Raw genomic sequence first — 3,603 nt, 5'->3', positions numbered from 1 at the left:
ACCCAAGGCGGCAACACCGGCCTGGTCGGCGGACAGATCCCGCAGGGCGAGGTGCTGCTCTCCACCGAGCGGCTGCGCGCCATCCGCGACCTGGACGCCTTCGACGACGTGATCGTGGCCGAGGCCGGCGTGACCTTGGCGCAGGTGCATGCGGCGGCGGCGGTCGAGCGCCGGCGCTTCCCGCTGGGCTTGGCCTCGGAGGGCTCGGCCACGGTGGGCGGCGTGGTCTCCACGAACGCCGGCGGCACTCAGGTGCTGCGCTACGGCATGACCCGAAGTCTGGTGCTCGGCCTGGAAGCCGTGCTGCCGACCGGCGAGGTCTGGAATGGCCTCAAGCGCCTGCGCAAGGACAACACCGGCTATGACCTCAAGCAGCTTTTGATCGGGGCGGAGGGGACGCTGGGCGTGGTCACCGCCGCGGCCTTGAAGCTCTATCCGCAGATGGCCTCGCGCGCGGTCGCCTTCATCGCGGTGGGCAGTCCTTCCGACGCGATCAAGCTCCTGGTCCGCGCCAAGGACGAGACCGGCGGCTCGGTCGAGGCCTTCGAGCTGATGGGGCGGCTCGGCATCGAGTTCGCCCTGCGCAACATACCCGGCACGCGCGATCCGTTGGAGCATTCGCACCCCTGGTATGTGCTGGCCGAGTTCGCCTGGGGCGAGCCGGGGGCGGCGGAGGCCGGCATGGAGCGCTTCCTGGGCGGGGGGCTGGAGGCTGGGCTGATCGCCGACGCCGTGGTCGCCCAGACTGAGACCCAGGCCAAGGCGCTGTGGGCGATCCGCGAGAACCAGTCGCCGGCCCAGAAGCCCGAGGGCGCAACCTGGAAGCACGATGTCTCCGTGCCGGTGAGCCAGGTCGGCCGCTTCCTCGAGGAGGCCACGGCCGCCATGCACGCCTTCGCCCCCGGCGCGCGGATCGCCGCCTTCGGCCACCTCGGCGACGGCAACATCCACTATGACGTGCTGCGGTCCGACGGCGGCTCCGATGCCGAGTATTCGGCCAAGCGGGACGCGGGCAGCCGCATCGTCCACGACCTGGTGGTGTCGCTGGGCGGCTCGATCAGCGCGGAGCACGGGCTGGGCTCGATGAAGACGGCCGAGGCCCTGCGCTACAAGAGCCCCGTCGAGGTGGCGGCGATGCGGGCCATCCGCGCGGCGCTCGACCCGAAGCGGATCATGAACCCGCGGGTCTTGTTCTGAGGCAGTCTTGTTCTGCCGGGCAAGCCGCGCCAAAGGAAAGCCATGCTGATCGTCCTCTCCCCGTCCAAGGCGCTCGACTTCACGGGGGCGCCTGAGAGCGCGCCCTTGAGCCTGCCGCAACTGGCCGACCAGACCGCCGAGCTGGCCAAGTCCACGCGGCGGCTGACGGCGCGCGACCTGAAGCGGATGATGTCGCTGTCGGACGCCCTGGCGAAGCTGAACCGCGAGCGCTTCCAGGCCTTCGATCCCGCCTCGGACGAGGGGCTGCAGGCCGCCTTCGCCTTCAACGGCGACGTCTATCTGGGGCTGAAGGCCCGCACGCTGGACAAGAAGGCGCTGGGTTGGGCGCAGGACCATGTGCGGATCCTGTCGGGCCTCTACGGCGTGCTGCGCCCGCTCGACGCCATCCAGCCCTATCGGCTGGAGATGGGGGTCAGGCTGAAGACCCGCCGCGGCCAGAGCCTCTATGACTTCTGGGGACCGCGTATCAGTCAGGCGTTGAACGAGGCCGCCCAGGGTCAGAAGGACAAGACGCTGGTGAACTGCGCGAGCGGCGAATATTTCGGCGCCGTCGATCGCAAGGCGCTGACCCTGCCGGTGCTGACGATGAGGTTCCTGGAGGAGAAGGATGGCGAGGCGCGGATGATCTCGTTCTTCGCCAAGAAGGCGCGCGGCCTGATGGCCCGCTACGCCATCGACAACCGCATCGACAGGGCCGCCGATCTGAAGGGCTTCGACGCCGAGGGCTACCGGTTCGTGGCCAGCCTATCCTCCGACGAGGAATTCACCTTCTCCCGGCCGCAGCCGCCGCCGGTGGCCCAGCAGCGCAAGGCCGCCGTCCATGCCTGATTACGGGCTGAAGGGTCACGCCGCCGTCGTCACCGGATCGACCAGCGGGATCGGCCAGGCCATGGCCCAGGCGCTGGCGGCGCAGGGCGTCGATATCGTCCTCAACGGCTTCGGCGATCCGGCCAAGATCGAGGCCGAGCGCGCCGCGCTGGAAAAGGAGGCCGGGGTCCGTGTGCGCTATCACGGCGCGGACATGACCAAGCCCGCCGAGATCGCCGACATGATCGGCTTCGCGCACCGCGAGTTCGGCCGGCTGGACATCCTGCTCAACAACGCCGGTATCCAGCACGTCGCGGCCATCGAGGACTTCCCGATCGACAAGTGGGACGCGATCATCGCCATCAACCTGACCAGCGCCTTCCACGCGACGCGGGCCGCGATCCCGATCATGAAGGTCCAGGGCCGCGGCCGCATCGTCAACCTGGCCTCGGCGCACGGCCTGGTCGCCTCGCCCTTCAAGTCGGCCTATGTGGCGGCCAAGCACGGCATCGTCGGTTTCACCAAGACCACAGCGCTGGAGCTGGCGCGCTTCGGCGTCACCGCCAACGCCATCTGCCCCGGCTATGTGAAGACCCCGCTGGTGGAGGCGCAGATCGCCGACCAGGCCAAGGCCCGCGGCATCGCGGCCGACCGCGTGGTCGAGGAGGTGATCCTCGCCGCCCAGCCGAACAAGAGCTTCGTGGAATATCCCCACCTGGCGGGCCTCCTGCTCTATCTGGTCTCCGACATGGGCGCCTCGACCACGGGCGCGGCGCTGAGCGTCGACGGCGGCTGGACCGCGGCGTGAGGCCTTGACCTCCGCGCCGTAAGCCTGCCCCTTTCGCCCCAACGCGTGTTTGAAATCGAGGGAGGCGTGTCCATGGCCTACAAGCCGTTCGACCTGACGGGCAAGGTGGCGCTGGTCACCGGCGGCAACTCAGGCATCGGGCTCGGCATGGCCGACGCCATGGCCCAGGCTGGCGCCGACGTGGTCATCTGGGGCACCAACCCCGACAAGAACGCCGCCGCGGAAGGCCAGCTCAAGGGCCACGGCCGCAAGGTGCTGACCCAGAAGATCAACGTCGCTGACGAGGGCCAGGTGGTCGCCGGCATGGCCGAGGCGGTGGCCAAGATGGGCCGCCTCGACACCGTGATCGCCAACGCCGGCGTGGGCGGCGGCGCCAAGTCCTTCGCCGAGTTCTCCACCGAGACCTACCGGCGGGTGCTCTCGGTGAACCTCGATGGGGTGTTCTTCACCTTCCGCGAAGCCTGCAAGCACATGGTCGAGCGGGCGGGCGCCGGAGAGCCCGGCGGCTCGCTGATCGTCACCTCGTCGCTCTCGGCCATCGACGGAGCGGCGCGCAACGAAGCCTATGCCTCGACCAAGGGGGCGGTGATCTCGATGATCCGCGCCATCGCCGTCGAGCACGCGCGATACGGCGTGCGCGCCAACGCCGTCCTGCCGGGCTGGATCGCCACCGACATGACCCAAGGCGCCCAGGACAATGACAAGTTCAACGACGCGGTGATCAAGCGCGTGCCCTTCCGCCGCTGGGGCGAGCCGGAGGACTTCGGCGG

Annotated in this window: 4 protein-coding genes; all 4 read left to right on the top strand. The window is 69.4% G+C overall.

Features of this window, described 5'->3' with window-relative positions; translation table 11 throughout:
- Positions 1-1,197, top strand: a 1,197-nt coding sequence (locus tag VGT80_RS04915; protein WP_327453432.1) for an FAD-binding oxidoreductase, incomplete at its 5' end; no start/stop codon positions are given.
- Positions 1,198-1,239: 42 nt separating this feature from the next.
- Positions 1,240-2,046 carry a peroxide stress protein YaaA gene (gene yaaA, locus VGT80_RS04910; protein WP_327453430.1) on the top strand — a complete coding sequence of 269 codons (807 nt, stop codon included), beginning with the start codon at positions 1,240-1,242 and terminating at the stop codon, positions 2,044-2,046.
- The gene (locus VGT80_RS04905) at positions 2,039-2,833 is read left to right on the top strand and encodes a 3-hydroxybutyrate dehydrogenase (protein WP_327453428.1); all 795 of its coding nucleotides are present in this window, start codon (positions 2,039-2,041) and stop codon (positions 2,831-2,833) included. The genes yaaA and VGT80_RS04905 overlap by 8 nt, the downstream gene beginning before the upstream one ends.
- A gap of 72 nt (positions 2,834-2,905) precedes the next feature.
- On the top strand, positions 2,906-3,603 hold a 698-nt coding region (locus tag VGT80_RS04900), incomplete at its 3' end, for an SDR family NAD(P)-dependent oxidoreductase (RefSeq protein ID WP_327453426.1).

Origin of the sequence: Phenylobacterium sp., from assembly GCF_035944335.1 — a bacterium.
Classification (GTDB): Bacteria; Pseudomonadota; Alphaproteobacteria; order Caulobacterales; family Caulobacteraceae; genus Phenylobacterium.
The sequence above is the reverse complement of the archived record's forward strand: the minus strand, read 5'-3'. Positions and strand labels throughout refer to the sequence as shown.

Excerpts from the sequence above, each read along its gene's own strand:
- yaaA (WP_327453430.1), top strand. The coding sequence starts at position 1,240 with ATGCTGATCGTCCTCTCCCCGTCCAAGGCGCTCGACTTCACGGGGGCG.
- VGT80_RS04905 (WP_327453428.1), top strand. The coding sequence starts at position 2,039 with ATGCCTGATTACGGGCTGAAGGGTCACGCCGCCGTCGTCACCGGATCG.